We start from the raw sequence: 21,817 nt of genomic DNA, 5'->3' as shown, positions 1-21,817 counted from the left end.
TATTTCTCCTAATTCTTCGTCTTTGCGCGGGGGCGCGCACTGCGCCCCCGCGACGACGATCAAGCCAGGTGCAAGGCAACAACGACGAGGTCGATCGCCTTGATGCCGATGAAGGGAATGACGATGCCCCCCAAGCCGTAGATCAACAGATTGCGCCGGAGCAGCGCGCCGGCACCGACCGCGCGATAGGCTACGCCTTTCAGTGCGAGCGGAATCAGCGCGATGATGATCAGCGCGTTGAAGATGATCGCCGACAGGATGGCGCTCTGCGGGCTCGACAGGTTCATGACGTTGAGCACGTTGAGCTGCGGGTAGAACGCCAGGAACATCGCGGGGATGATCGCAAAGTATTTTGCGACGTCGTTGGCGATCGAAAAGGTCGTCAGCGCACCGCGCGTCATCAGGAGCTGCTTGCCGATCTCGACCACTTCGATCAGCTTGGTCGGGTTGGAGTCGAGGTCGACCATGTTGCCGGCCTCGCGCGCCGCCTGCGTGCCGGTGTTCATGGCGACGCCGACGTCGGCCTGGGCAAGCGCCGGCGCGTCGTTGGTGCCGTCGCCGCACATCGCCACCAGCTTGCCCTTGGCCTGCTCGTCGCGGATCAGCTTGAGCTTGTCCTCGGGTGTTGCCTGCGCCAGGAAGTCATCGACGCCGGCTTCGGCCGCGATCGCCGCCGCCGTCATCGGGTTGTCGCCGGTGATCATGATGGTGCGGATGCCCATGCGGCGCAGCTCGGCGAAGCGCTCGCGGATGCCACCCTTGACGATGTCTTTGAGCTGGATGACGCCGAGCAGCCTGCCGTCCCTGGCAACCGCAAGCGGCGTGCCGCCGGCCTTCGAGATTTCGTCCGCAATGGCCTGAACCTCACGGCCGATATCCGAAAGCGCCGCAGGCTGGATCGCACGAGCCGCATTGCCGGAGGCAACCGCCATCGGCGCACCGCCACCGACATAGTTGAGCATGGCATCGACGGCACCCTTGCGGACCGACGAGCCGCCGGCATCGACGCCGCTCATGCGGGTCTGCGCCGTGAACGGAATGAAGGTCGCGCCAAGCTCGGCCATGTCGCGGCCGCGAATGCTGTATTTCTCTTTCGCCAACACGACGATGGAGCGGCCTTCCGGCGTCTCGTCGGCAAGCGAGGCGAGCTGGGCTGCATCCGCCAGCTCCTGCTCGGTGACGCCGCGCACGGCCCGGAACGAGGTCGCCTGACGGTTGCCGAGCGTGATCGTGCCCGTCTTGTCGAGCAGCAGCGTGTCGACGTCGCCGGCGGCCTCGACCGCACGGCCGGACATCGCGAGCACGTTGAAGCGGACCAAGCGGTCCATGCCGGCAATGCCGATCGCCGACAGCAGCGCGCCGATGGTGGTCGGGATCAGCGTCACGAACAGCGCGACCAGCACGACCACCGAGATCGAGCCGCCGGCATAGGCCGCGTAGCTCGGGATGGTGACGGTGGCGAACACGAAGATGATGGTGAGGCCGGCGAGCAGGATGTTGAGCGCGATCTCGTTCGGCGTCTTCTGCCGCTCGGCGCCCTCGACCAGCTTAATCATGCGGTCGATGAAGGTCGAGCCCTGGGCTGCCGTGATGCGGACACGGATCCAGTCGGACAGCACCTGCGTGCCGCCGGTCACCGCCGAGCGGTCGCCGCCGGATTCGCGGATCACGGGCGCGGATTCACCGGTGATGGCGGCTTCGTTGACGGACGCGACACCCTCGATCACCTCGCCGTCGGAGGGTATGGTGTCGCCAGCCTCGACCAGCACGATGTCGCCGACCTTGAGGCTTGTGCCCGGCACCAGCTTGAACGCCTGACCGGCACCACTCAGCAGCTTCGCCTGGCTCTCGGTGCGGGTCTTGCGCAGCGAGTCAGCCTGCGCCTTGCCGCGGCCTTCGGCCACGGCCTCAGCGAAGTTGGCGAACAGCACCGTGAACCAGAGCCAGAGGATGATCTGGAAGGTGAAGCCTAGATTCGCACCGCCCGAGACCAGATCGCGCAGGAAGATCACGGTGGTGAGCGCGGCCACGATCTCGACCACGAACATCACGGGGTTCTTGATCATCAGCCGCGGATCGAGCTTGGTGAAGGATGCGCGGATCGCGGGAACGACGATCTTGGGGTCAAGCATCGCCGAGACGGAAGCGCGTTTTTGCAGTTTCATGGTTTCCATGGAGGTCACTCCAAACAATCAGAAGGCTGTCGATCAGAATACTTGGCCGGCGTTCATCGCGAGATGCTCGACGATGGGGCCGAGCGCGAGTGCCGGGAAGAAGGTCAGGCCGCCGATGATCAGGATCACGCCGACGACAAGGCCGACGAACAGCCCGCCGGTGGTCGGGAACGTGCCCGCCGACGGCGGGATCGACTTCTTGGCGGCCAGCGAGCCCGCAATCGCCATCGCCGGGATGATCATGAAGAAGCGACCGACGAACATCGCGCTTGCGAGCGTGAGGTTGTAGAAGAAGGTGTTGCCGGTGAGGCCCGCGAAGGCCGAGCCGTTGTTGCCGGTCGCCGAGGTGAAGGCATAGAGCACCTCGGTGAAGCCGTGCGGACCAGCATTCGCCATCGAGGCGACCGCCGCGGGATAGACCACGCCGACCGCGGTCCAGCCGAGATACATCAGCGGCAGCACCAGGATCGCGAGCATCGCCATCTTGACCTCGCGCGCTTCGATCTTCTTGCCGACATATTCCGGCGTGCGGCCGACCATCAGGCCCGCCACGAAGATCGCGAGCACGACGAACAGCAGCATGCCGTAGAGGCCGGCGCCGACGCCGCCGACGATGATCTCGCCGAGCTGCATGTTGATCAGCGGGATCATGCCGCCGAGCGCGGTGAAGCTGTCATGCATCGCGTTAACCGCGCCGCAGGACGCGGCCGTCGTGATCACGGCAAACAGCGAGGACGCGACAATGCCGAAGCGAACCTCCTTGCCCTCCATGTTGCCGCCGGTCAGGCCGAGCGCATGCAGCGTAGAAGTGCCGTTGGCCTCGGCCCAATAGGTGACGGCGACACCGGCGAGGAACAGCACGCCCATCACCGAAAGGATCGCCCAGCCCTGGCGCTGGTTGCCGACCATCCGGCCGAAAACGTTGGTCAGCGCAGCGCCCAGTGCAAAGATCGAGATCATCTGCACGAAGTTCGACAGCGCAGTCGGGTTCTCGAAGGGGTGCGCCGCGTTAGCATTGAAGAAGCCGCCGCCATTGGTGCCCAGCATCTTGATCGCGACCTGCGAAGCGACCGGACCGACCGCGATGGTCTGCTTGGCGCCTTCGAGCGTCGTGGCCTCGACATAGTCGCCGAGCGTCTGCGGCATGCCCTGCGAGATGAGGAACAGCGTGTAGACGACGCAGAGCGGCAGCAGCACATAGAGCGTACAGCGGGTGACGTCGACCCAGAAATTTCCGACCGTGCGCATCGACGCACGCGAGAAGCCGCGGATCAGGGCCACTGCAAGCGCGATGCCGGTTGCCGCCGACAGGAAATTCTGGTGCGTCAGGCCGATCATCTGCACGAGATAGGAGATCGTGCTCTCGCCGCCGTAGTTCTGCCAATTGGTGTTGGTGATGAAGGAGACCGCGGTGTTGAAGGAGAGATCCTCGGCGACTGCGCCCTGACCTGCCGGATTGAAGGGCAGCACGGCCTGGAGCCGCATCACGCCGTAGATGATGAGGAAGCCTCCGATATGGAACAGCAGCATGGAGACCGTATAGGTCAACCAGTGCTGCTCGCGCCTCTCGTCGACGCCCGAGAACCAGTAGATGCCGGCCTCGATCGGACGCAGCACCGGCGACAGGAACGTCCGCTCGCCGTTGAAGACGCGCGTCATGTACCAGCCGAGCGGCTTGGTCAACGCGATGATAATCGCGCAGAAAAGAATGATCTGGAACCAACCGATCACAGTCATGGCATTAACCCTTCAGGCTTTGTGTCCGGCGCAACAGCGGCAGCAGCACCGTGAGCAGACAGGCGACGAGTGCGGCGTCTGCCAGCAGCAATTCGAGAAGCAGCAGCACGGGTCAGAACCGCTCGGGCCGCAGCAGCGCGTAGGTGAGGTAGAACAGGAGGCCGAACGAGACGGCACCGGCGAGCGCATAATCGAAAATCATGATCCGCTCCTTCACAGCCGTTCGCAGGCGTAGGTGTAGCCGATCGCAAGGGCAAAGAAGGCGAAGCCCAGCGCCAGCATCAGAATGTCCATCATGGGGATACTCCTCGTTGCGTCCTTATGTCGGGAGCAACTGTTTCTCAGGCGTCCGGCGGGCGTGAGTGGAAACGGAAATGGAACGCATCTCCACAGCGCCAGTCGGGACTTTTGACCGTTTTGAAATGCCACCGCGGGCATAGGTTTTCGAGACGAGGGCTATGGCGAAGTTATAGGAATCTCATAAAGGTGCCGTGGGTCGAACGACGCTCGCGAGGCAATACAAGCTGTCGTCCCGGCGAAGGCCGGGACCCATAGCCACGGAGAGTGGTTTGGTGAAGACTCGGAGTTACCAGCTTCGCGCTACAACTTCTCCCTGTGGTTATGGGTCCCGGCCTTCGCCGGGACGACAGCTGTGCGGTTGGCAACACATTGCGTCCCTAACCGCACCATCCCGACACTTATGAAATCCTTATATCTCCCACCCCGCTCTCATCTCGTTTTCAAATGCCCTTCTAGCCATCCTGAAGAGGCCGTCCGACTGACCGACGCCAATTCCGGGAGGCCTGATATGACCGCCGCGCTTCAACACTACGATCCACCTTCGCTCAGCGACCTCTTGCGCAATGCGCATGCAATGACGCGGCCGTTGATGCTCGAGATCATCGACAAGGCCTGCCGGCGCTTCCCCTCGCTCGGGCAGAGCGAACGTACCGCGCGCCTCATGCGCCTGATCGATGCGGAGGCATGGGCCGATGCCGCGCTGGCGCTGATGGAGCTCGAGCTGCCACTATGGCAGGTCCGCCGCATCGCCTATGACGAGGGTGAATGGTACTGCGCGCTTTCGCGCGAACGCGAATTGCCGGACTGGCTCGACGCTGCGGTCGAAGGCCGCCACGCCGATCTTGCGCTTGCGTTGCTGTCGGCTTTCATCGAGGTCCAGGCGTTGGCCATGGACGTATCGCGGCCGAGCGTTCCCACCGTACGTCCGGCGCTGGACCCGCTCTATGAGCCGGTCGCCTGCGACCATTTTGGCTAGAGCAACCCCGACGGGTTCAAGCCTCTGACAGGTTCAAGCTTTGCCGCAATCTCCGGACATGCCGCGAGCGATAGGCCCGACGCGCGTGCTGGCACGCTTTGCCGTCCGCGTCGCGCTGCTCGCAATTTTTGCTGCATTCGGCAGCGTCGGCTTCAACCGAAGCCTCGCCGCCCTGCTCTGGATGTCGATCATCCTGTGCGCTGTCGTCGCTCTCCTCAGGCGCGAGCCGCTGTTCGCCACCACTCTCAACCATTGGGACGAATGCGTCGCGTTCGGCACGCTGTTCGCGCTGGTTCATATCGTTAATGAATTGGCCTGAGCGCCGGCTTTATGACGTTCCTATGAGATCGTCGTGCGGCCGCCCTCGAAATCATATCCACGAGGAAAGATATTGAACGCGCAGGTGCTGGACATGCTCCCGCTGCCTGCGTCAATTGGAAGGACCAAATCCGTGAAACTCGTCGAACCTCCCTCGTGCAGCTCCCCCTCGACCGTCGTCTTCATCGGCCGCAACCACCGGGGACAGTGGATTGCCCAAGAGCAGAACGGCCTCTATGGCGGCCTGTTCGTCAGTCGCGCCCAGGCCATCAAATATGCGCTGTTCGAAAACGGACAGCATCCCGAGACCATCGTCGAGCTGCCGCGCGAGATCGAGCTCGATATGGGCAAAAGCCCCAACCTCTCGCAGCGCGCCGCCTGAGCAGGCCGCACCCGGCAAAAAGCCATGTTCATCCCTCCCTCTGCCTGGTTCACCGGCTTCATTCCGGACCTGCCGACGCCGTTCGATGCGGCTGACGCGATCGATCTCAAGGCGTTCGCCGCACTCTGCGAGCGCCAGGTGACAGCGGGCGTTCCCGCGCTCGTGGTCTGCGAGACCGCCGGCGAAGCGCCGACGCTCTCGCCGGCCGAGCAGGAGCTCGTCATTCGCACCGCGGTCGATGTCGTCCGCGGCCGCGCGCGGATCATCGCGGGCGCCGTGTCGAATTCAACCAGTCACGCCGTCGCGCTCGCGCGTCGCGCAGAAGCGGCCGGCGCCGATGCCATCATGTCGGTGGTGCCCGCCTACAACAAGCCGATGCAGGACGGGATGCTCGCGCACTTCCGCAGTGTTGCCGGGTCGATCGGACTACCGGTGATTCTGCACGACATTCCCTCCCGCACGCTGCGTCCGCTCGCCGACGAGACGCTTCTGCGTCTCGTCGAATCCCGCCAGTTCGTGGGGCTGCGCGATGGGAGTGGTGACATCACCCGCCCAATGCGCCTGAGCCGGCTGCTGCCGGCCGACTTTCGCCTGCTGTCCGGTGACGACGCCACCGCCTTCGGCACCATCGCCTGCGGCGGCGATGGCGCGATCTCGGAGGTCGCCAACATCGCGCCGGATCTGTGCCGGACGATATTCTCCCAGGTCAGGCAGGGCCGCCTGCAATCGGCCCGCTATCTGCACAAGCGCCTCATCCCGCTCATTGCCTGCCTCTCGAGGGAAAGCCCGGCCGCGCTCAAATTTGCACTGAGCACGCTCGGCCTGATGTTGCCAGCTACAAGGCTGCCGATCGTGCCGCTCGATGATGCGACTCAAATCGAGGTCGCAAGGGCATTCGCCGCGATCGCCGACGAGGAACTGATCGACAGCGTCGGAGCGTAGCCGGATGCGCCTATGGCGCTCCTATACGACGGCACGGCCGCTCATCTCGCATTCCTATGCTGCGACGCCCATCATACGAGACAGATGACGGCGCCGGGACAGCCGCTGGAGACGAAGGATACATTCAAAATGTCAATGCTGACACATGGCCTTGAACGGCCTTTTGACTGGGCCAAACGCCCGGCGCGGATCTCGAATGAGCACAAGGCCCAGCTCAAGCGCGTCGCGCTGCGCGCGCTGACCGTGCTGTCGATGGGCGGCCTGCTCGCGGCGGTCATCGCGCTGAAGACCGCAATCTATGTCTGGCACCTCCACGCCTGAGCGCAGCGGTGACCATCATGACCTTGCAGATGTGTGAGGAGGCCGCCATGGCCGCGATTGCTCTCCAAGCCTCCCGTCGCCAGTCTGAGGCGCAGCTGGCGCAGGCGGCGACACTTGGGCCGATCGACCCCGATGTCGTCAGCGCTTCCATTCCGGCGTTCTTCATCGGCCGCAACAAGGCCGGGCTCTGGGTCGCCCGCGAGGCAAACGGCCGCATCGGCGGCCTGTTCCTGTTCAAGAGCTCCGCGGTCGATTTCGCCAACCGTCAGAGCAAGCCTGCACGGTGCGCGTTGGTGTTTCCCACCGACACCTTCGAGCTCGACATCGAGAACCACGGCAATCCGCTGATCGTGCTGGCGGCGCGGTTACTGAGAGGCTAGCGTGCATCTTCTCAAGGGAAATCTGGAGCACGCGGTCACCACGACCGTCCTGACCATGACGCTGAGCCTGGTCTGGGGTGCGATCCTGACGCTCGTGATTACGCTTCTCGCGCGCGGGCTCGGCGTCTAGACTTCACCGCGATCGACCGCGAATTGACCATGGCTGCCTACGAGGCGAGCAACCGGGCGCGAACCGCAGTGGCGCTGCCCGCCTAAGGCCGCCTACCCTGCGGAAAAACCTCGGCCGATCTGGCGCAGTTTCGCGGAACCGTGTAGATCGGTTTCATGAGCAGCAGCAACGTCCATGTCGTCGCCCACCCCCTGGTCCAGCACAAGCTTTCCTTGATGCGGGAGAAGGACCGTTCGACCAAGAGCTTTCGCGAGATCCTGAACGAGATCGGGATGCTGCTCTGCTACGAGGTGACGCGCGACCTGCCGCTGGAGCTGGTCGAGATCGAGACGCCGATCTCGCCGATGCAGGCGCCGAAGATCGCCGGCAAGAAGCTCACGCTGGCGCCGATCCTGCGCGCCGGCGTCGGTTTTCTCGACGGCATGCTGGCGCTGATGCCCTCGGCGCGCATCGCTCATATCGGGCTCTACCGCGACCCCGAGACATTGCAGGCCGTGGAATATTACTTCAAGGCGCCGCAGGACCTGTCCGACCGCACCGTGATCCTGATGGACCCGATGCTGGCGACCGGCAACTCGGCCTGCGCAGGCGCGTCGCTGCTCAAGAACCGCGGCGCCCGCGACATCCGCTTCGTCTGCCTCTTGGCCGCGCCTGAAGGCATCGCCCAGTTCCAGAGCGAACATCCTGACGTACCGATCTGGACCGCCGCGATCGATGAGCGGCTCAACGATCACGGCTACATCGTGCCGGGCCTTGGCGACGCCGGCGACCGGATGTTCGGCACCAAGTAGACAGGTTTGCCCGATCGCGTTACTCCGGTTGCCATGCATGCCGACGATTTTTCACTGCAATCGCTGATCGTATCGGAGACCACCGCCGATCCCGCCTTCGTGTTCGGCGGCACGCCCGTCTCGCGCGCGGAATTTTCCCTAAAGATCGAGCAGACCGCAGCGTGGCTTGCCGCGCAGGGCATCGGCAAGGACGACGTGGTTGCGGTCTGGCTGGTCAATCGGGTCGAATGGATCGTGCTGCTGTTCGCCGCCGCCCGCCTTGGTGCGGTTGTTGCTGCGGTCAATACGCGCTATCGCAGTGCTGAGGTTGCACATCTCCTGAAATTGTCCGGCGCCAAATTGCTCGTGGTCGAGGCCGCGTTTCGCACGATCGATTTCGCCCCCATTCTCGCCGATATCGCCAAGGCCGAGGTGCCCGCGCTGCAAAAGCTCGCAGTGGTCGGCGCGGGTGCAATCCCCGCGCACTGGCCCTGCATCCGGTTCGATGCGTTCGATGAGCGCTATCCGCAAGCCCCCGCCCAAGATGACGTCGATCAGCCCGTGCTGCTCTACACCACATCAGGCACGACCAAGGGGCCAAAGCTCGTCGCGCAGTCGCAGCGGACGCTGGCCACACACGCCACCTCCGTCGCCAAGGCGCTCAAGCTTGATCCGCAACGTCATTCGCTGCTGGCGATGCTGCCGTTCTGCGGCACTTTTGGTATGACGAGCTTGCTCGGCTTCATCGCGGCGGGGGCGACCATCCATGCGCTTGACGCATTCGAGGCGGCACCGGCGTTAAAGATCCTGAGCGAGCGCAAGATTACGCACGCCTTCGGCTCCGACGAGATGTTCCGCCGCATCCTCGCCCTCACCGACGCGTCGCGCCCGTTTCCGCATGTCGAAGTCTGCGGCTTCGCCGCGTTCCAGCCCAGTTGGCGCGAATTGGCCGCGGAGGCCGCGGCGCACGGCATGCCGCTGTACGGCCTCTATGGTTCGAGCGAGGTGCAGGCGCTGTTCTCGATCAGCCGCGCCAGCGACGCCTTCGCCGACCGCATCGAGGGTGGCGGCTGGCCGATGTCGCCTGACGCCAGGGTCCGCGTGCGCGACACCGAGACCGGTGATCTCGCAGCCGACGGCGTCTCCGGCGAGATCGAGATCAGCGCGCCGTCGTGCTTTCTCGGCTATTTCAACAATCCCGAGGCGACGCGCGACGCCATCACCGCGGACGGCTTCTTCCGCACCGGCGACATCGGCCGTCTCCGCGGCGACGGCTCCTTTGTCTATGAGACCCGTGCGGGCGATGCGATGCGGCTCGGCGGCTTCCTGGTCGCGCCCGGCGAGATCGAGGACGAGCTCAAATCCTGCGCCGGCGTTGCCGATGCCCAGGTCGTCGCGGTCGACCTGAAGGGCCATGCGCGCTGTGTCGCGTTCGTAATCCAGGCGGATCAGCCACCGCTACAGGAGGCGCTGGTCGCACACTTGCGCGAGCGGCTGGCGGGTTACAAGATTCCGGCACGGATCTATATCGTCGACGCCTTTCCTGTCACCGACAGCGCCAATGGCGTGAAGATCCAGCGCGCCAGGCTCCGCGCCCTGGCGATGGAGCGGATCGCCGCCGAATAGGCTCCGCCAGTGCGCTCACATATGCCCTCAGGGCTGGAGGTTGGCCAATGCGGTGAGCGCCGCGCGCACCCGTGCAACGACATCGACCCAGCCGCGGTCATCGCTCTGCCGGAACAGGCGCACGGTCGGATACCAGGGGCTGTCGTCACGATCGAGCAGCCAGCGCCAGTCGGGCGCATGCGTCACCAGGATCCAGACCGGCTTGCCGAGCGCCCCCGCCAGATGGGCAACGCCGGTATCGACCGCGACGATGAGATCAAGCTGCGAGATCAGCGCCGCCGTGTCGGTGAAATCCTGCAAATCGCCGCTGACATCACGAATGCCGGCACGCGACAGCACTTCAGCTTCGCCGGCGCCAAGCTGCTTCTGCAGGCTGACGAAGTTCGCATCGACGTCCAGCAGCGGCAGCAGATGATCCAGTTGCATCGACCGTTCGCGATCGCGAACGTGGTTTGGATTGCCGGCCCAGGCCAGGCCGATCTTCAAACCGTGCGTGTCGCGAAGCCGGAGCGACCATTGCGCCATTGCAGAGCCCGGTGCATGCAAATAAGGACTGTTTGCCGGGATGGTCTCCAGCCGGGTCGCGAATGCCGGCGGCAAGCTCGGTAGCGGGCAGTGGAGATCGTACTCCGGCAGGATGTCGCCCTTGACGACAATCTGTGCGATGCCGGGGAGGTCGCGCATCAGGCCGCAGAGCGGCTGCTCGAGCTCCAGGACCACGCGCGCACCGCGCGCCGCAACCATCGGCACGTAACGGCAGAACTGGATGGAATCGCCAAAGCCCTGCTCGCTGTGAAGCAGGATTGTCTTGCCGGCGAGATCGACGTCGCCAAGCCAGAGCGGCCGCTGCCACTCGCGCGACGTCAGTCGTGCCACCGGTGCTCTATGGCGCCACTCATACTCGGCCCAGCCGGACGCCAGGTCGCCGGTGACGAGGCTGGCCAGGCCTTTCAGGAAGTGCGCGTCGGCGTAGTCCGACCGCAGGGCGATCGCGCGCTCATAGCTCGCCAACGCCTCGTCGAAACGCTTGAGATCGTACAGGGTAATGCCTCGATTGGCGAACGCCTCGGCATGGTGCGGCCCGGCCGCAATCGCCAGGTCGTGGCTGGCCAATGCGTCCTCCAACCGCCGCAGCTTGTGAAGCGTGACGGGGCGATTGTCGAGGATTGCAGCATCGTCCAGCCGTACGACGACCGCTTTGTCGTGCGCCGCCAGCGCCTCGCCATCGCGAGCCAGGTCATGCAAGGCAACGCCACGATTGGTCAGCGCTTGGACGTTGTCCGGCTGACTGATCAGCACGCGCTCGAAGCTCTCCAAGGCCTGGTCGAGATGCCCGCGCGCATGCAGCAGGGCGCCACGATTGATATGAGCCTCGGCATGATCGGCTTGCAGCGCCAGCGCGCGATCGTAGCTCGTCAGGGCCTCGTCGAAACGCATCAAGTCATGCAGCGTGATGCCCCGGCCGACCAGAACCTTTGGGTCATCGGGGCTTAGCTTCAGGGCGGCGTCGTGGCTCGCCAGCGATGCCTCCAGTTTTCCGAGTACGCGTAACGTAACGCCGCGATTGTAGAGTGCCTCAGCGTGCCTGGGCTGCAGGACCAGCGCGCGATCGTAGCTTGCCAGCGCATCCGCGTGACGGTGCAGCCGGCCGAGTGCATTGCCACGATTGCTGAACGCATCGGCATAGCTGGGCCGCAGGGCGATGGCACGATCGTAGTCAGCAACAGCATCCTCGAAACGCCCCAGCTCATAACGGGTAATGCCCCGATTGAGGAAGGTCTCGACAAAGTCGGGCCGACACGCAAGCGCGGCTGCATAGCTCGCCAGCGCCTCTTGATGCCGTCCCAGAGCCTGCAGAACGATACCGCGATTGTTCAAGGCCTCCGGATAATTCGGCTGCAACGCCAGCGCCGCATCATAGTCGGTCAGCGCCTCCTGATTACGGCCAAGCTCCTGCAGCAGGGCGGCGCGATTGTTGAGCACGTTGACGTGCTGCGGCTGGAGCGCAAGCGCGTGGCCGAAGCTCTCCAGCGCATCGGCCGGGCGTCCCAAGGATTTGAGGAGGGTGCCACGATTGCTCCACGCTTCCGCGAAGTCCGGCCGCAGCGCCAGCGCCCGGTCAAAATGGACAAGAGCCGCCGTGTTACGACCCCGCGCCATGTGGACGACCGCGAGAAGATTGAGGGTGATCGCCGACGACGGATCGGCGGCCAGGATCTTCTCGCATGTCTTCTCGGCCTGGCCGAGCTTGCCCGCGGAGTAGGCTTTCAGGGCAATCTCGAAAACCTGCGAGACTGTGAGGGAGACGGTCTTCATTCCGATGCGACTGCTCCAAGGCGACGCCAGATCGACGAGCTATATCTGACTCGACCGAATCCTGCCTAGACCATCGCGACGATTCGGCCTCGCCGACGGCGATAGCGGCCCGCTTGACGATGCCGATGAAGTTGGCAGACCGCCTGTCGTAGAACGTCCTGGGAAACCGCCGAAATCAATGACTGCCGAACAGGTCTCGCCTATTTCAAATAGCTCGCGAGATTCATGCTGAGAATCTTGGACATCGCCGAATAGGACGCGGTGAGCTGCGCCTGGTAGGTCGACAGTTGTGCCGTGATGGCGGCGACGTCGACGCCGGTGAGGTCATTCGACAGGGTCTCGGCATAGCTCTTGTAGTCGGTCTGGCGCGCGCTCGCCGTCTCGATCGAGGATGCCGAGCTCGACAGCTTGGCCTGCACGGCCGCGGTGTCGTCGAGCGCCGTGCTGGCCAGATCAAGCGCACTGGTGATGTCCGAGGACGACAGCGAGGTGCTGTTGGCCACGAACTTCAGCACGCGCATCACCTCCTCGAACGCCGAATTGTCGGCCGTCACTCCGTAGGAGACGGTCTGGTCGGAGGCGACGCGCACCGAGGCGATCTCGTCGTCACCTTTATAGTAACTGGTGTCCGCCGTTGTCGTGGACCCCGTACCCGACGAGAAACTCGTGAGATCGACCGGCGCCGTGTCCGTCTTGCCGCCGGCAAAGACATACTGGCCGTCATATTGCGTGTTCATCAGCGAGCCCATCTCATCGAGCATCTGCTGAGCGGACGAGATCACCGAGTTCGTCTCGGTCGAGCTGCCGGTCGAGGCGGCGCTGAGCTGGGAGCGGAGCTGCGTGATGATGTCGGTCATCGAGCCGACGGCCGAATACATCACCTGGACCTTGCTGTCGGCGAGCGTGGCCGCGTCGACATAGGATTGCGCGCGCGTCACCGAGACCTGGAGATTGACGACATGCTGCGCGTTCGAGCCATAACCGCCGTAATCGGTCGAGACCATACCCGACGATTCCTGGACCTGCTCGTTGGCCATGACCGACTCCACGCGCATCGCGTCGGCGATCATCTTGTTCGACTGGGCGAACGTGGCGATCCGCATCGCGACCATGGGCCTGCTCCTGCGCTTTAAGACGACTGCACGGCGGTTATGAGCGCCGCGTACATCGTGTTGATGGCCGAGATCAGCGCGGAGGCCGCCGAATACTGGTTCTGGAGCGTGCTCAGATTGGCCGATTCCTCGTCGAGATTGACACCCGACTGCGACGACAGCGAGCTCGCATAGGTCGACTGCGCGGTCTCCTTGGCCGTGTAATTGGTGGAAGCCGTCGAGGACTTGTTCGCGACGTCGGCCACGATGGTCGAGGCATAGTCGGCGAACGAACCGGTGGTGGCCGCAAGCCCTCCGGCGGACGAAAACGTCCGGGACGCCGTCAATGCGTCGTAGAACGCATTGACCACCGTCGCCGATCCCGATGTCAGCACGCTACTGCCGACCGTGAGGCTCGACGAGGAATCCAGCGTCGCGAGCTGCAACTCGCTGGTGCCGGACAGGATGCTGCTGTTGACCGCGATATCCGACGCGCTCGTTCCCGTCACGAGGTCGTTGAGGCCGAAATAGTCGGAAAATCCCTCGCTGGAGCTTCCCACCGAGCTCGTCATCTCGTTGATGGCAACCCCGTTGCCCGAGCCGGTCGCCGTGATCGAGAGATGGCCGTTCGCATCGACCGACGCCGACATTCCGGAGATGCCGTTGATGGCGGTGACGACATCGCCGACGGTGGCATAGGACGATAGATCGAGATCGCTGTAGGAGACCAGATTGCCGCTCTGGTCGGTGACGGCGAGGCGCACCGTGCCGGTGGCGGACAGCGCCGTACTACTGGTGACGCCGGCGGTGCCCGTCAGGCTGGTCGGCGCCGGCACCGTGGAAGCGCTGTTCGAGACGGTGTTCACCGCGGAGGCAAGCTGCGTTGCGAGCTGGTCGAGCTGGGACTGCGCCGCCGGCAGAGTTTTGTCGCGCAACGTGATCAGCGCGCCGATATCGCCGCCGGTGATCTGGGACGTGATGTCGACACCGTTCACGGAGATTGCGCTAAAACCGCTCGACGACCAACCGGCGGTGTAGGTCGTCGATGATGACACGTTGGCCGCGGCGGTATAGCTGATCTTGTGCGCGGAGCTGTCGACCAGCGCCTGCCCGGTCGTGGTGTAGATCTGGAGATCGCCGTTTGACGCCGTAAAATAGCTGACGTTCATCTTCGAGGCGACGTCCTGGAGCGCGGTGTTGCGCTGGTCCTCCAGGTCGGCCGTCGACTGGCCGGCCGCCGCCGTCTGCTTGATCTCGGCGTTCAGATCCGCGATGTTCTGCAAGTCCGTGTTGACGTCGTCGATCGAGGACGAGATGTCCTGGTCGGCATTGGAGCGCAGTTTCTGGATGCTGCTTGAGGTCTCCCGCAACTGGCTCGTGACGTCATCGAGTGCGCTGACCACGTTGGATTGCAGCGAAGCGCTGCTCGGCGTGCTCGCAAGCGACGACAGTGCCGATTCGAGCGAGGCGATACTGTTGGCGAGCGAGGTCCCGGTCGACGAACTATCGGTGCTGCTGGTCGAGCCGTAGAGCTTTTCGAGCGACGTCAAATAGGTATTCGTCGTGTCGGCCGAGCCGAGATCGGAGGTCGCACTGACCAGCGACTTCAGCAGCAGCTTGTCGACCGTCGAGGTGATGCCCGTCACCGTGACGCCGGTGCCGACGCCGTCGGTGACGCTGCTCGACTGGTTCGCGGTCTTCTTGGTATAGCCCGTCGTGTCGGCGTTCGAAATGTTCGACGACGTCACGCTGATCTGGACCGACGTGGACGACAGGCCGCTGAAGGCGATCGATCGTGCGATGTCGAGCGACACGGCGGGCTCCTCTCGTGGTCAGGCGCTACGGCTGGTGCCGCTGGAGACGGCGCGCGCGGCGACACGGCCGGAGGCGCCATAAGGCGACACCGCGGCAATCTGCTCGCGGATCGCCTGCATGACGGCTTCGATCCGGCGATTGCTGGCCTCGATCGCCGCGCGCAGGCGCACCAGATTCTCGTCCATCGCCGCGCGCAGCTTCAGGATCCGCTCCAGCAGCTGCTCGCGCAGGAGACGGTCCCGCACGTTCAGGGTGGTCGTGCCGGCCGCGCACTCGGCGACGGTCCGCTCGAAGATCTCGGCCAGCCGGTTCTTCTCGTCGACCTGCTTCAAGCGGGAGGCCGGCAGACCCTTGGCCAGCTCCGCATTCTCCTCCGCGACCAGCGCGGTCAGGACGTCGATCAGCGCGATCAGCGACTTGATCTGTGCGTCGCCGGTTGCGGCGTTGGTCTTCGTGGCTTGGCTGTTGGCTTTGGCTACACTCATGGTCATCGCCTTCTTCTAATTATGCCGTTTGCCGCGACCGGCCTGCGAGTTGCGCAAATACGCGCCGATCGCGATCGTCCTGACGGTTGCCTGCCTCATCTCGCCCTCGACCTCCGTGCATTCCTTCAACAGGCCGCGGCGGGTCGTCTCGAAATCGTCGAGCAGCGCGAGCAATTGCTTGCGGTCGCTGCCCTTGACGGTCGCGGCCCGCGCCACCAGCCGCCGCAGCCGGCGCAGCAGCGCCTCTCCGGTAGCCTTGGCTTCCTCACCGCGCATCGCTCACCTCATCGCCGAGATCAGGGTGTCGTACATCTTGTCCACGGTGGAGATGACCTGGGACGCCGCCGAATAGGCCTGCTGTGCCGAGATCATGCTCGAGAACTGGCTGGAGGTGTCGGTGGTTGAGGATTCCAGCTCGCTGCCATAGATCGTGCCCGCACCGTTCTCGCCGGACGCCTGCAAGGCCGCATTCCCCGACGTCACGGTCGCGGAATAGAGTCCGTCGCTGGCGGCGGAAAGCCCGGTTGGATCGGCAAAGGTCGCCACCGCGATCTTGTAGATCGCAATGGTCTGGCCGTTGGAATAGGTGGCGTCGACCACGCCGTTCTTGCCGATCGCGATGCTGGACAGCTTGCCGTAGGACAGGCCGTCCGAGTCGATGCTGGTGACGTTGACGGTGGGCGTCGTCTCGCCGGAGGCGTATTGCGTCAGACCGTCGGTGCCTCCGACCGTGCCGAGATTCATCGTGATCGTGCTGTCGGCGGCGCCATCGGTCCAACCCGTGACCGCGACGGTTGCCGGGCTTGGGCTGGTGCTGGCAAGCGAGCCGTCGCTGTTGAAGGTGATATCGACCGTGCTGCTGGTCGTGCCTGTCGCAGTCGTGGTATCCGAGGTCGAGGTCGGATCGGCGAAGCTCGCGCTCCAGGCGTTGGTCCCGGTCTTGGTCCAAGTGACCTGCATCGAGTTCGCAGCGCCAAGTGAGTCGTAGACGGTCATCGAGCTGGTATAGATGTCGCCGGTTGCGGCATCCGACGGCAAATTGGCCGCAATCGTGGTCTTGGTCGTGGCGCTGCCGCTGGTCGAGGCGACCTGGGTGTTGATGGCCTGCAAGTTGCTCGCCGACTCATTGCCGACGACGTTACCGTCCGAATCGGTACGCCATCCCTCCAGGTAACTGCCGTTGTTCTCGAGATAGCCGGCGTTGTCGGTCGAGAAGGCGCCGTTGCGGGTGTAGGAGACGGTGCCGCCCGACGTGGCACTGGTCACCACGAAGAAGCCCGAGCCCTGGATGGCGACGTCGGTGGCGTTGGAGGTTGCCGCGAGCAGGCCTTGCTGGGTGATGTTGGCGCGACCAGAGACAGTGACACCGCCCGAGGCATAGGAGGTCGTGTTGCTCGACGCGGTGACGAGGTCGTCGAACATCGCCGAGGTCGTCTTGTACCCCGTCGTGCTGGTATTGGCGATGTTGTCGCTGATCATCGACAGGGATTGGCTCTGCGCGCTGAGCGCCGAGATCGCCGAGGACAATGCACCGGTGAGACTCATGATGAAACTCCAGAGAGATCGGGACGTAAGATCAGGACGTGACGCCGATGATGTTTGCGGCGCTGACGGAGACGCCGTTCACGGTCAGCGACGGCGTGGAGGTCGAAGTGTCGATGCCCGTCACGGTGCCGGTGATCGTCGTGTAGTTGAGCACCGAGTTTCCGGCGGAATCCGTCGCGGTCACCGAAATGGTGTATTGGCCACCATCAGTGAGCTGGGTACCGCTGGAATTCTTGCCGTCCCAGGTGAAGGTGTTGGAGCCGGAATTCCCGGTGCCGGTGCCGGTGTAGACCGTGTTACCCGAGGAATCCTTGACGGTGATCGCGACGTCGGAAGCGGCCGAGGACAGCGAGTAACCGAACGTCGCCGAGCCGTTGCTCAAGGTCGACGTGTCGGTCTTCGCCTCGACCGTGTGGCCGATATAGTTGACCGAGTTCAGCGTCACGAGGCTCGAGAACGAGCTGGAGAGCGAAGTCAGGTTGGAGTTGATCGACTGCTGCTGGCTGAAATTGGCGTAAGACGTGAGCTGGTTGATGAAGTCGGTGGTCGAGGTCGCGTTCAGGGGATCCTGGTTCTGAAGCTCGCTGACGAGCAGGCTCAGGAAATCGCTCGAGGTCAGCGTCGAACTGGACGACGTGCTCGACGACGATGACGTCGTCGTGGCTGTCGAGGCAGAACTCGTTGCGGAAACTGTCGTCATCAGAAACTCCGGCTTTCCCGCGCCGCCGGCGACAGGGATGTCGGCCGGCGGCGCTTGAAATCTGTGTGCTGATGAAACGCGTGGGCGTATGAATTCAGGCGCGGATTCACCCGCGCGAAAATCGCTTTCGATTAGGCAAAATCTGCCGTGCGCGGCATTGCTGAAGGCGCGCTTACGAAAAAGCGCAGCCGGTCGCTTGCGACGGCGCGCGCTTAGTCGTGCTGCGGATCAGAATGTCAGCGGTAGAGAAGTTCAGCTCCCCGCCGTCTCGCCTTCCGTGCGCGGCTCGGCGGTGTCGCTCTTCATTTTTGCGGCAGCGGCGACGATGCGGTCGGCGAGGCCTGCGGGCGCCCGCACCGGAGGCGCGGCGAGTGCGCGGCGCAAAGTACGGGCTTCTTCCAGCAGGGCTTGGGCGGCGGAGGATCGCGCAAGCAGCTCTTCGGCAGGCAAGCGCCGGTCGTCGGGCCAGAGCGAGAGATCCTCGCCCAGCCGGTCGATCAGTTCCTCAAACTCAGTGACGTCCATCGCCCGCCGATCCCACCTCGGTCAGGCTCGTCATAAAGCATTGCAGGCGCGGCGAAAACCGGGATTTGCGCGGTGTCCCACGCCAAAACCGCGCAAAACCTTGCGAAAAGCGGCCGAAACCGCGCCCGGGCAATCGCCGGCCCGTCAGGGTCGGGGGACGCTAAGGGCTTCCGTGGCCCTTGCGAGACGAATCACCGGGTGCGGGCTTGGCACCCCGCACCGTCGTGTCGACGGACTCCCAGGCCTCCCGAAGCTCGGTCAGCCCCGCGATGATCCGCCGAAAGCTTTCGCGCGCGTGCGGACGACCATAGGCCTTCAGGCTCGCCAGGATGAGGGCGTTGTAGGTTTGGAACAGCCGTTCGGCCACCGCGCCGCCCTTGGCGAAGTCGAGATTGTGGCTGAGGCCGCGCAGGATCGCGGTCGCCTTCATCAGGTGCTCGTGCCCCTCCTCGAAGCGCCGCGCTTCCTGCGCGGTCAGCGCCTTCTGGAGGAAGGTGATCGCGCCGCCGAGCAGCATGGAGATCGCCTTCAGCGGCGGCACGCTGGTTGCCACGCCCCGATAGGCCTGATTGGCCATGTACGCCATCGGATTATGCATCATCAACTACTCGAGCTGGAGTTAAGCAAGGCCTTGAGATAGGTCAGCGTGTTGTTGGCGCTCTCGATCGCGGCCTGGTAATTCGCGTATTGGACCTGGAGCTGCGCCTGGTAGGCGGACGCAGCGCTGTCGATGTCATCGACCTTCTGCTGGAGATCGCTGTCGCGGTCCGTCAGGTTGGTGATCAGCGTCTGCAACGCGCCCGAGCTCGACGAGTAATTCTTGGCGATCTGATAGACCTGCGTGGCGAGACCGGAGGTCGAGGTCACCGTGATCGACTGCGACGTCGAGCCCGAATAGGTGAAGGCCATGCCGGCATAGGCCGTGCCGGAATTGCCGATGATCGAGGTGCCGTTGACGGTGAACAGCGACGAATCGCCGCCGATCGAGGCCGAGGACAGGTTACCGGAGGAATCGACCGAGATATCCACGGTGAAGGATTGCGGCGACGTTCCGGTGTTGACGACGGTGAGCTGGCTCGACGAGGTCTTGGTCTGCGCCGACAAGAGCGTGGTGACCCCGCTCAGATTCGTGCTGAGGATGTCCGACAACGTCGAGGTGTCGAGCTCGAGCTCGTTGTTCTCGTTGAAGGACAGGCCGAGGTCGGCCATGGTGAGGCCGCCGACGGTGCTGTTCATGGCATTCTGGAGCGTATCCATGATGTCGCGCATGGTGCCGTCGCCGAACAAGACTGCACTCGAATCCGCCGTACCGTCCGAACCGGTCGCCTGCTGGGCGATCACCGCATCGCGAAACGTGTTGTAGTTGGTGACGAACGTCTGGACCGCCGTTTCGATCTGACTGCTGTCGGGCTCGATGCTGATGTTGAGCGATGTTCCGCTCGGTGTCGCCTGAAGCAGATTGAAGGTCACGCCCGTGAGCACGTCGGTGATGTCGTTGGTATCGCGGGTCATCGAGATGCCGTCGAGGGTGAACTCGGCCGCCTGAGATGTCTGCAACACGTCAGAAAATGCGCCCGAGCTGTCGGTCACCCCGAGCTTGTTCAGGATGTCGTCGCCGGACGTGCTGGAATAGCTGATGTCGGCGGCATCCTCGGTCCCCGTCAACACCATCTCGTAGGACCCGCTCGACACCTGGACGATCGAGGCCTGGACATTGGTGGTCGAGGTCTGGGCGTTGATGGTGTCGACGATGTCCTGAAGCGACATCGTGCTGTCGACGGTAATATCGGCCGTGCTGCCGCCCGCAAGGCCGAGGGAGAACGTACCGGAATAGCCGAGCTCGCTGGTCTCGCTCGACTGCGAGGAGCCAAGCACCTTCTGTGCTGTCGCGATCTGGCTGATCGTCAGCGTATGATCGCCGGTCGCCGCGCCGTTGCTGACCGACATGGAGAGCGCCGAGGATGCGCTCACGTCGCCGGTCGAGCTGATGGTCGCCGCGCGCGTGGCAAAAACGTTGGTTGCGAGCGAATTGACGACCGCGGTCGCGAGCGAGGACAGCCCGCTCGACAGCGTCGAGAGGCCGGTCTGGAGCGCCTGGTAGGCGGTGACCTTGGCCTCGTTGTTGGTGATCGTGGTCGAGATCGTGGTCGCCTGGGTGAGCTTGGCGTCCACCGCCGCCGTGATCAGCGCGCTCCAGTCGAGACTGGTCGACGTGGTGGTGCCGGTCGTGGTCACCGAGGAGGCGCTCGACGTGCTCGAGCTGGTCGCCGCCGTGCTGCTGGTGCTCGAACTGACGCTGGTCACTTTGCTGCCCGATCCATCGCGAAGAGTGCCGGGCCGGCATCAAGCCGGCCCGGTAGGACGTTCGTCAGGCCCCGCGCCTTAGCCGAGCAGCTTGAGCAGGTACTGCGGCATCTGGTTCGCCGCGGATTCGGCCGACACCGCGGCCTGGGTCTTCACTTCGGCCGAGGACAACGTGGCCTGCTCGGACGCAATATCCACGTCCTTGATCGCCGAGTTCGCGGACTGCAGGTTCTCGGTCTGGGTCGAGATCGAGTCGGACGAGAAGTTGAACCGCGATTCCTGCGCGCCGATGCTGGCGCGGGCGGCCGAGACAGTGTCGATCGCGGAGTCCAGCGTGTCCAGCGCCGAGGCCGCGTCCGACAGTGTGGTGACGTCGAGCGAGGACACGTTGAGCGTCGACGCCGTCAGGCTTGACAGCGTGATCGTGATGGTGTCGGAGCCGGAGGAGCCGACCAGGACCGAGACGCCCGAGGAGAACACGCTGGTGCCGTCGAGCAGGCTCTGGCTGGAATAGCGCGTGCCCGTCGCGATGGAATCGATTTCGCTCGTGAGCTGCGAGAATTCCGATTGGATGTAGGTGCGGCTGGAGTCGGTGGTGGTGCCCGACGCCGACTCGGAGGCCAGCGACTTCATGCGCGCCAGGATGTCCGAGATGTTCGAGGCGCCGCCATCGGCGGTCTGGAGGATCGCGGTCGCCTGCGAAGCGTTGGTCGCGGCCTGCTGGAGGGTGGTAACGTCCGACGAGATGCGGGTGGAAATCGCGAGACCGGCGGCGTCGTCGGAGGCCGAGGTGATGCGCGAGCCGCTCGACAATTTGGCGAGCGCGCTGCTCTCCTGCGCGGAGTTGATGTTGAGGTAGCGGACCGCGGAGTTCGCCGCGGTGTTGGTGGAAATTGCGGGCATTGGAGGCTCCTGTGCTGATGGGCATCACGTGCCGCATCGTTGAAGACGATTGACGACGCGGACCGCAGCCCCGTCCG

Annotated in this window: 24 protein-coding genes; 10 read left to right on the top strand and 14 right to left on the bottom strand. The window is 64.1% G+C overall.

Annotated features, from left to right (window positions below; translation table 11 throughout):
* Positions 1-59: 59 nt before the first annotated feature.
* From kdpB to UP06_RS08495, 3 genes are all read right to left on the bottom strand, one after another.
* Positions 60-2,174 carry a potassium-transporting ATPase subunit KdpB gene (gene kdpB / locus UP06_RS08505; protein ID WP_045002058.1) on the bottom strand — a complete coding sequence of 705 codons (2,115 nt, stop codon included), beginning with the start codon at positions 2,172-2,174 and terminating at the stop codon, positions 60-62.
* A 33-nt stretch (positions 2,175-2,207) separates the two neighbouring features.
* The gene (gene kdpA / locus UP06_RS08500; RefSeq protein WP_045002056.1) at positions 2,208-3,911 is read right to left on the bottom strand and encodes a potassium-transporting ATPase subunit KdpA; all 1,704 of its coding nucleotides are present in this window, start codon (positions 3,909-3,911) and stop codon (positions 2,208-2,210) included.
* A 112-nt stretch (positions 3,912-4,023) separates the two neighbouring features.
* Positions 4,024-4,113, bottom strand: coding sequence for a K(+)-transporting ATPase subunit F (locus UP06_RS08495; protein ID WP_038965694.1), 90 nt, complete (start codon positions 4,111-4,113; stop codon positions 4,024-4,026).
* 606 nt (positions 4,114-4,719) lie between these two features.
* On the opposite strand from UP06_RS08495, the gene UP06_RS08490 reads away from it, so the two are divergent.
* From UP06_RS08490 to UP06_RS08455, 9 genes are all read left to right on the top strand, one after another.
* Positions 4,720-5,187: a hypothetical protein gene (locus UP06_RS08490; RefSeq protein ID WP_045002054.1), complete on the top strand. Its 468-nt coding sequence runs from the start codon at positions 4,720-4,722 to the stop codon at positions 5,185-5,187.
* A gap of 58 nt (positions 5,188-5,245) precedes the next feature.
* Positions 5,246-5,506 carry a hypothetical protein gene (locus tag UP06_RS08485; RefSeq protein WP_045002053.1) on the top strand — a complete coding sequence of 87 codons (261 nt, stop codon included), beginning with the start codon at positions 5,246-5,248 and terminating at the stop codon, positions 5,504-5,506.
* Positions 5,507-5,638: 132 nt separating this feature from the next.
* A complete protein-coding gene (locus UP06_RS08480) occupies positions 5,639-5,887 on the top strand; it encodes a hypothetical protein (RefSeq protein ID WP_045002245.1) in 249 nt (82 codons plus the stop codon).
* A 24-nt stretch (positions 5,888-5,911) separates the two neighbouring features.
* On the top strand, positions 5,912-6,829 hold the full coding sequence (dapA, locus tag UP06_RS08475) for a 4-hydroxy-tetrahydrodipicolinate synthase (RefSeq protein WP_045002051.1): 918 nt from the start codon (positions 5,912-5,914) through the stop codon (positions 6,827-6,829).
* A gap of 129 nt (positions 6,830-6,958) precedes the next feature.
* Complete coding sequence (locus UP06_RS08470) at positions 6,959-7,150, top strand: hypothetical protein (RefSeq protein WP_045002243.1); 192 nt, start codon at positions 6,959-6,961, stop codon at positions 7,148-7,150.
* 17 nt (positions 7,151-7,167) lie between these two features.
* Positions 7,168-7,530, top strand: a complete 363-nt coding sequence (locus UP06_RS08465) for a hypothetical protein (protein ID WP_045002241.1) — start codon at positions 7,168-7,170, stop codon at positions 7,528-7,530.
* Between the two features lies 1 nt (position 7,531).
* Positions 7,532-7,660 (top strand): hypothetical protein, encoded by a 129-nt coding sequence (locus tag UP06_RS42395; RefSeq protein WP_283806017.1) that lies wholly within the window; start codon positions 7,532-7,534, stop codon positions 7,658-7,660.
* A 155-nt stretch (positions 7,661-7,815) separates the two neighbouring features.
* Positions 7,816-8,451, top strand: a complete 636-nt coding sequence (gene upp, locus UP06_RS08460; protein ID WP_045002048.1) for a uracil phosphoribosyltransferase — start codon at positions 7,816-7,818, stop codon at positions 8,449-8,451.
* Positions 8,452-8,484: 33 nt separating this feature from the next.
* A complete protein-coding gene (locus tag UP06_RS08455) occupies positions 8,485-10,056 on the top strand; it encodes an AMP-binding protein (RefSeq protein ID WP_045002046.1) in 1,572 nt (523 codons plus the stop codon).
* Between the two features lie 27 nt (positions 10,057-10,083).
* Here the strand turns inward: UP06_RS08455 and UP06_RS08450 are convergent, their stop codons facing one another.
* The 10 genes from UP06_RS08450 to fliD all read right to left on the bottom strand — a co-directional run bounded on the left by UP06_RS08450 (position 10,084) and on the right by fliD (position 20,768).
* The gene (locus UP06_RS08450; RefSeq protein ID WP_050031586.1) at positions 10,084-12,372 is read right to left on the bottom strand and encodes a tetratricopeptide repeat protein; all 2,289 of its coding nucleotides are present in this window, start codon (positions 12,370-12,372) and stop codon (positions 10,084-10,086) included.
* Between the two features lie 200 nt (positions 12,373-12,572).
* Positions 12,573-13,484: a flagellin gene (locus tag UP06_RS08445; RefSeq protein WP_045002044.1), complete on the bottom strand. Its 912-nt coding sequence runs from the start codon at positions 13,482-13,484 to the stop codon at positions 12,573-12,575.
* Positions 13,485-13,501: 17 nt separating this feature from the next.
* Positions 13,502-15,277 (bottom strand): flagellar hook-associated protein FlgK, encoded by a 1,776-nt coding sequence (gene flgK, locus UP06_RS08440; RefSeq protein WP_045002042.1) that lies wholly within the window; start codon positions 15,275-15,277, stop codon positions 13,502-13,504.
* Positions 15,278-15,295: 18 nt separating this feature from the next.
* Positions 15,296-15,769, bottom strand: coding sequence for a hypothetical protein (locus UP06_RS08435; protein WP_045002040.1), 474 nt, complete (start codon positions 15,767-15,769; stop codon positions 15,296-15,298).
* 9 nt (positions 15,770-15,778) lie between these two features.
* Positions 15,779-16,039 carry a hypothetical protein gene (locus tag UP06_RS08430; RefSeq protein ID WP_045002038.1) on the bottom strand — a complete coding sequence of 87 codons (261 nt, stop codon included), beginning with the start codon at positions 16,037-16,039 and terminating at the stop codon, positions 15,779-15,781.
* A gap of 3 nt (positions 16,040-16,042) precedes the next feature.
* Complete coding sequence (gene flgE / locus UP06_RS08425; protein WP_045002036.1) at positions 16,043-17,308, bottom strand: flagellar hook protein FlgE; 1,266 nt, start codon at positions 17,306-17,308, stop codon at positions 16,043-16,045.
* Positions 17,309-17,339: 31 nt separating this feature from the next.
* Positions 17,340-18,008 (bottom strand): flagellar hook assembly protein FlgD, encoded by a 669-nt coding sequence (locus UP06_RS08420; protein WP_045002035.1) that lies wholly within the window; start codon positions 18,006-18,008, stop codon positions 17,340-17,342.
* Positions 18,009-18,260: 252 nt separating this feature from the next.
* Positions 18,261-18,533 carry a hypothetical protein gene (locus tag UP06_RS08415; protein ID WP_045002033.1) on the bottom strand — a complete coding sequence of 91 codons (273 nt, stop codon included), beginning with the start codon at positions 18,531-18,533 and terminating at the stop codon, positions 18,261-18,263.
* Positions 18,534-18,693: 160 nt separating this feature from the next.
* On the bottom strand, positions 18,694-19,134 hold the full coding sequence (locus tag UP06_RS08410; RefSeq protein ID WP_045002031.1) for a flagellar export chaperone FliS: 441 nt from the start codon (positions 19,132-19,134) through the stop codon (positions 18,694-18,696).
* The gene (gene fliD / locus UP06_RS08405) at positions 19,134-20,768 is read right to left on the bottom strand and encodes a flagellar filament capping protein FliD (RefSeq protein ID WP_245305438.1); all 1,635 of its coding nucleotides are present in this window, start codon (positions 20,766-20,768) and stop codon (positions 19,134-19,136) included. The genes UP06_RS08410 and fliD overlap by 1 nt, the downstream gene beginning before the upstream one ends.
* On the opposite strand from fliD, the gene UP06_RS41970 reads away from it, so the two are divergent.
* A complete protein-coding gene (locus UP06_RS41970; protein ID WP_245305437.1) occupies positions 20,746-20,919 on the top strand; it encodes a hypothetical protein in 174 nt (57 codons plus the stop codon). The genes fliD and UP06_RS41970 overlap by 23 nt on opposite strands.
* Here UP06_RS41970 and UP06_RS08400 read toward each other — a convergent pair.
* Positions 20,916-21,740, bottom strand: a complete 825-nt coding sequence (locus UP06_RS08400) for a flagellin (RefSeq protein WP_045002027.1) — start codon at positions 21,738-21,740, stop codon at positions 20,916-20,918. The genes UP06_RS41970 and UP06_RS08400 overlap by 4 nt on opposite strands.
* Positions 21,741-21,817: the final 77 nt, after the last annotated feature.

It is taken from the genome of Bradyrhizobium sp. LTSP857 (assembly GCF_000938285.1).
Lineage (GTDB): Bacteria > Pseudomonadota > Alphaproteobacteria > Rhizobiales > Xanthobacteraceae > Bradyrhizobium.
This window is presented reverse-complemented; position numbering and strand designations above follow the sequence as displayed.